The sequence below is a fragment of the Actinomadura sp. NPDC049753 genome (genome assembly GCF_040674655.1).
Lineage (GTDB): Bacteria > Actinomycetota > Actinomycetes > Streptosporangiales > Streptosporangiaceae > Spirillospora > Spirillospora verrucosospora.
In genome coordinates this window covers 1-4,570 of record NZ_JBFARL010000343.1, presented here as the reverse complement: position 1 = coordinate 4,570, position 4,570 = coordinate 1, and the positions used below count along the sequence as shown (strand labels likewise).

Annotated in this window: 4 protein-coding genes and 2 pseudogenes; 4 read left to right on the top strand and 2 right to left on the bottom strand. The window is 75.6% G+C overall.

Features of this window, described 5'->3' with window-relative positions:
* The 3 genes and pseudogenes from AB0K37_RS40390 to AB0K37_RS40380 form a co-directional block, all read left to right on the top strand.
* A pseudogene (locus tag AB0K37_RS40390) lies at positions 1 to 521 on the top strand (hypothetical protein); the annotation flags it as partial.
* The gene (locus AB0K37_RS40385; RefSeq protein ID WP_363991059.1) at positions 518 to 673 is read left to right on the top strand and encodes a hypothetical protein; all 156 of its coding nucleotides are present in this window, start codon (positions 518 to 520) and stop codon (positions 671 to 673) included. The pseudogene AB0K37_RS40390 and the gene AB0K37_RS40385, both read left to right, overlap by 4 nt.
* An 11-nt stretch (positions 674 to 684) precedes the next feature.
* Positions 685 to 1,476, top strand: a complete 792-nt coding sequence (locus AB0K37_RS40380) for an SDR family oxidoreductase (RefSeq protein WP_363991057.1) — start codon at positions 685 to 687, stop codon at positions 1,474 to 1,476.
* Positions 1,477 to 1,604: 128 nt separating this feature from the next.
* On the opposite strand, the gene AB0K37_RS40375 is transcribed toward AB0K37_RS40380, so the two are convergent.
* On the bottom strand, positions 1,605 to 2,924 hold the full coding sequence (locus AB0K37_RS40375; protein ID WP_363991054.1) for an MFS transporter: 1,320 nt from the start codon (positions 2,922 to 2,924) through the stop codon (positions 1,605 to 1,607).
* A gap of 100 nt (positions 2,925 to 3,024) precedes the next feature.
* Between AB0K37_RS40375 and AB0K37_RS40370 the strand changes: the two genes are divergently transcribed.
* Positions 3,025 to 4,110 (top strand): DUF5937 family protein, encoded by a 1,086-nt coding sequence (locus tag AB0K37_RS40370; protein ID WP_363991051.1) that lies wholly within the window; start codon positions 3,025 to 3,027, stop codon positions 4,108 to 4,110.
* A gap of 127 nt (positions 4,111 to 4,237) precedes the next feature.
* On the opposite strand, the pseudogene AB0K37_RS40365 reads toward AB0K37_RS40370, so the two are convergent.
* A pseudogene (locus AB0K37_RS40365) lies at positions 4,238 to 4,570 on the bottom strand (hypothetical protein); the annotation flags it as partial.

Here is a 4,570-nt window from a genome sequence, read left to right as displayed (position 1 = left end):
GCGTCCGCGGCGACGCCGCGCACCGCACCGCCGGCGCGCGCGTCGAGTTCTCCCCCGCGGACGCCGTCGACGGCCCGGCCTGGGTGACGGTGACGGGCTGGCAGGGGCAGGGCCTGCACGTCGACCGCCTGGTGAGGGTGCGCGAGGGCGTCTACCGCACGAGCGAGCCGATGCCGCTGCACGGCGAGTGGAAGACGCTGGTGCGCGTCCACGACGGGCGGACGCTGGCGGGCGTCCCGGTCTACCTGCCCGAGGACCCGGCGATCGGCGCTAAGGAGCTGCCCGCGCCGCCGCGCTTCACCCGGGAACTGCAGGGCGAGCGGACGATCCTGCAGCGGGAGCTGAAGACCGACGTGCCGGGCTGGCTGTGGGCGGCGTGCTCGGCGGTGGTGCTGCTGTGCACGCTGGCGCTGGTGCTGTCGCTGGGCTGGGGCGTGGCGCGGATCGCGCGGCGGCTGCCGGAGCGTCCCGGGCCCGCCGGGGCGGCGCGGGACGGGTCGCGCGCGAAGGCGGGCGCATGACGGCGCAGGGGGTGCTGGCGTCCCATCCGATCATCACGGCGGTGCCGTTCTTCGTGCCGACCTTCGTGGTGGTCGCGGTGATCGTCTTCGTGGTGTGGCGGGACCGCCGCCGCGGCGAGGACCCGCCGGACGACCCGCCACCCGGCCCGTAGACTCTGCGCTCATGAGCGATCGCCCTTCCCCCCTCCCGTACCTGGCCGAGCTGTTCTCGCTGGAGGGAAGGGTCGCGGTGGTGACGGGCGGCAGCTCGGGGATCGGCAGGGCGATCGCCGGGGCGCTCGCGCGGGCCGGGGCCTCGGTGGTGGTCGTGGCGCGGCGGGAGGCCGAGCTGGCGGCCACCGTCCGCGAGCTGGAGGGGCACGGCTGCCGGGCCGCGGCGGTGAGCGCCGACCTGGGGTCGCGGGACGCGGTCGCCGGCGCCGCCGAGGCCGCGGCGGCGGCGTTCGGCGAGCCCGACATCCTGGTCAACGCGGCGGGGGTGAACCTGCGGCCGCCGATGGACGAGCTCGGCGCCGACGTGTGGGACGCCACGATGGCGGTGAACCTGGAGGCGCCGTTCCTGCTCGGGCAGCGATTCGGGCCGGGGATGGCCGAGCGCGGCTTCGGGCGGCTGATCCACATCGCCTCGCAGCAGGCGTTCCGGGCGTCGGTGACCAGCGGCGCCTACGGGGTGTCGAAGGCGGGGCTGGTGGCGCTGGCCCGGTCGCAGGCCGAGGCGTGGTCGAGCCGCGGCGTCACCGCCAACGCCCTGGTGCCGGGTTTCGTGATGACGCCGCTGAACGCGCGCCTGTCGTCGGACCCGGCGAAGGTGCGGGCGCTCGCCGAGCGGACCCTGGCCGGCCGCAACGGCCTGGCGGAGGACTTCGCCGGAGCGGCGGTGTTCCTGGCGTCGCCGTCCTCGGCCTACGTCACCGGCCAGTCGATCTTCGTGGACGGCGGCTTCTCCGCCCACTAGGCCCCCGGCGGGATCGCGGTGTGGCCTCCGGCCTTCGGTCACGCCGTGGGCCGCCCGGCGGAGGCCGGGAACGTCGTCGGGTCCTTCGTGTGAGCCATCGGGCCGCGGTCCTGCGTCCACGCCGCCGATCAGGGTGCGGGGCTAGGGCCATAGGCCGCTGGCGCGGACGGCGGCGTGCACGATGTCGCCGACGGGCCGTCCGTCTTGGTCATGGACGCGCCGGCCCCCGAGCGGCGTTCCTCAGTGTCTCGGGATCGGGCATGCCCAGCGGGCACGGCGGAGGCGGAAAGGAGCGTCGCGGCGGCGAGGCCGCCCCAGAGCGCGGCCGGGCCGCGGGGTGCGAGAGCGGTGATGACCGCCGGCGAGACGGCGAGGCCGAAACCCGTGGAGAGCTGGAAGCGGGCGAGGGTACGTCCCAGGACATGCGCCGGGGCGAGGGCGGTGACGAGCGCGGTGGCGCTGCCCGCATAGATGATCTCGCCGAGGGTGCAGACCACGGACACCGCGGCGACGGCCGGGGCGCCCCAGCCGTGTCCCAGGGAGGTGGCCGCGAGGAAGCCGAGGTAGGACGCGGTGAGCACCACGCCGGCGATCGCCAGCGCGGACCCGCGGGGAAAGCGGGACATCAGGACGGTGACGGGAACCTGCAGGGTGATCACCAGCACCGTGTTGGCCACGAAGATGGCCGCCGGCCACACCGGGGAGGCGTGCATCTGCGTCACCAGGACCAGAGGGAGCGCCACTTCGGGGACGTTGAGGCAGAAGGCGTAGATCACGTTGGCGGCCAGCAGCGCGCGCATCCGGGGTGTCGGCTCGTTGCCGTTGGCGTTGTCCTCGGCGGCTGCCGGATGAGCGTGCACGCGGACCGACCACGCCAAGGCCGCCGCGGCGAGGTAGGCGACCCCGGTCACGGCTGCCAGCGCCTGCAGTGCGGTGGCGCCGCCCGCCAGGCATGCGGTGGCGAGGAGCGCACCGGCGCCCAGGCCGGCGTTGCGCAGGGCGCGGCTCCCCGCGAGGGCGGCGTCGCGTTCCCGGCCGCGGGCGACCGTGGCCACGAGGGCGGCGTGGGCGGCCGGCCATGCCTGGTTGCCGATGCCGAGGAACAGCGCCGCTGCCGCGAACAGCCACACGTTCCCCGGCGGGGCGGCCGGCAGCAGCGCCACGCCCAGCACCCGCACCAGCATCGACGCGGCCACGACCGTGCTGCGTGCGCCCCGGTCCAGCCATCGGCCCACCGCGGGCATGCACACGAGGCCCGCGACGACGCCGGCCGTCATGGCGGTGCCGGTGACCGGTGCGGACAGCCTCAGCACCGTCACGCCGTAGAGCAGCAGGAAGGGCCGCAGCAGACCGGTACCGAGCGCGTCCACGGCCAGGGCGACGGCGTAGCGGGGGCCTCCGAGGGCCCGGAGAAGGTCGCGGGGCCGGATTCTGGTGGGGGTCGCCATGGCGCCAACGGTCGTGTCGGGCCGCCGGATGCGGCACGCCGGTTGACGGACATCGTCAACCGGCGCCGCCGCCGGCCGTTCGACCAGCGATGATGGGCGGATGACGCTGCGCATCGACATCACCGGGCTGCCGGCCGAGCGGCTGCGGTTCGCCGCCTCCCCGCTGGCCGAGCTGACCGCGATGCTGCACGTCCTGGCCGAACCGGGGCATCATCCGCGGCTGGCCGCCTGGGCCGCGGACGTCTGGTCCGGGCTGCCGCCGGAGCTGGCCGAGCGGTTGCGGGAGGCGGAGTTCCTCTGGCGTTCCTCACGAGCCGATTTCCTGGTCCCCGCCCGGCCTCGGCAGACCCTCGCCGAGGAGCTGGACGATGTGGACCGGATCGACGACGAGACCTATGTGACCGCCGCGCTCACCACCACGTGCGGCAGCGACCGGGTCCACTTCGCCGCGCCGTCGCCGCTCGCCGACGCCACCGCGCGGGAGCGGGCCCTGGAACTGGCCCAGGCCCGCGGCGCGCTCCAGGAGGCGTTCGCGGAGCGGCTGCTCGCGGATCCGGCCGCGGTGCGGGCGCGGGTGCGCCACACCCTCGAACAGTGCGCGGGGGCGTTCTTCGACGCCGCCTGGACGGGCGTCGCGGTGAAGCTGGCCACCGACCTGCGGCTGAAGAACGACCTGCTGAAGCGCCAGGGCCTCAGGGCGGCGCTCGCCTCGGTCTCCGGCGCGGTCGCCCTGGCACCGGACGGCGACTGCGTCGTCGTGGACAAGCTGCAGGACAAGACGACCACCGCCCGCGGCACCGGGGTCACCTTCATCCCCAGTGACTTCGGCCGCCCGCACCTGGTGGTGGTCCACGCGCCCGGATGGCAGCCGGTGGTGCAGTACCCCGTGGCCGAGCCGGGTCCCTCGGAGCCGGTGTCGCTGGAAACGGTCACCCTCCGGCTGGAGGCGCTCGCGCATCCGGTGCGACTGCGGCTGCTGCGCACCCTGGCCCGCGGCCCGCACACCACCGGCGAGCTGGCCCACGCCTGGGGGCTCTCGGCCCCGGAGGTCTCCCGCCACCTCGCCGTCCTGCGTCGCGCGGGCCTGCTCGCATCCCGGCGGCAGGGGCGCTACGTCCACTACACCGTCAATCTGCCCGAGGTGACGACGCTGGGCACAGACCTGCTGGCGGCCGTCCTGCGCTGAGCTGCTGCTGAACGGCATCGCCGCCCGGCCGCCCGTCTCGCGTCCGGATCTGTGAGGCACCCTCGGGGCTGAGGGCCGGGCGTTCGACGACGGGTTGAGAGTTGCCGGCCACTTGGCCCTGATGGGGCTAGGGCCACAGGCCGGTGGCGTGGACGGCGGCGGCGGGGTCGGAGGCGTGCACGATGCCGCCGAGCGGCCGTCCGTCCTCGTCGTGGACGCGCCAGCCGCCGAGCTGGACGACGGGGATGCGCCCGGCGCGCATGGCCAGGGCGATCTCCGACAGCGTCCCCCAGGATCCGCCGACGGCGATGACGGCGTCGGCGGCGTTGACGATGACGTTGTTGCGGGCCTGGCCGAGGCCGGTGGGGACGGCGACGGTGAGGTCGGGCCCGGCGGCGGCGCGGTCGGCGGCGGGCAGGACCCCCACCACCGCCGGCGGCGTCGTGGTGGGGGTCCTGCC

What these genes read in the sequence shown, in the direction of transcription:
- AB0K37_RS40385 (WP_363991059.1), top strand. Translation starts at nt 518, where the DNA reads ATGACGGCGCAGGGGGTGCTGGCGTCCCATCCGATCATCACGGCGGTG.
- AB0K37_RS40380 (WP_363991057.1), top strand. Translation starts at nt 685, where the DNA reads ATGAGCGATCGCCCTTCCCCCCTCCCGTACCTGGCCGAGCTGTTCTCG.
- AB0K37_RS40375 (WP_363991054.1), bottom strand. Translation starts at nt 2,924, where the DNA reads ATGGCGACCCCCACCAGAATCCGGCCCCGCGACCTTCTCCGGGCCCTC.
- AB0K37_RS40370 (WP_363991051.1), top strand. Translation starts at nt 3,025, where the DNA reads ATGACGCTGCGCATCGACATCACCGGGCTGCCGGCCGAGCGGCTGCGG.